This is a genomic window from Faecalibacterium sp. AF10-46 (assembly GCF_003604105.1).
GTDB lineage: Bacteria > Bacillota > Clostridia > Oscillospirales > Ruminococcaceae > Faecalibacterium > Faecalibacterium taiwanense.
The window spans coordinates 1-254 of the sequence record NZ_QVGY01000030.1; the positions used below are offsets into that span (position 1 = coordinate 1).

Here is a 254-nt window from a genome sequence, read left to right on the forward strand (position 1 = left end):
GGGCAGGGTGTGGACATTATGTTCCAGAGTATGCTCACCGAGGGCAAACCCTACCCGGAGTACGCCAGCACGCCCAACTCTGTCCGGCTGACCCTTCGCAGCACGATGGAAAACCAGAGCTTCGTGCGTTTCATCGCAGAGACACAGGATAAGCGGTCCAAGATGTTCACGCTGTCGGAGCTGATGATTCTGCACTATCTGCGGGAGCACCAGAAAATCACCCTGAAACAGGCGGCAAAGACGATTCAGGAAAC

The 254-nt window shown here is 55.5% G+C and carries 1 pseudogene; it reads left to right on the forward strand.

The window, feature by feature from the left end:
- A pseudogene (locus DWV57_RS14705) lies at positions 1 to 254 on the forward strand (hypothetical protein); the annotation flags it as partial.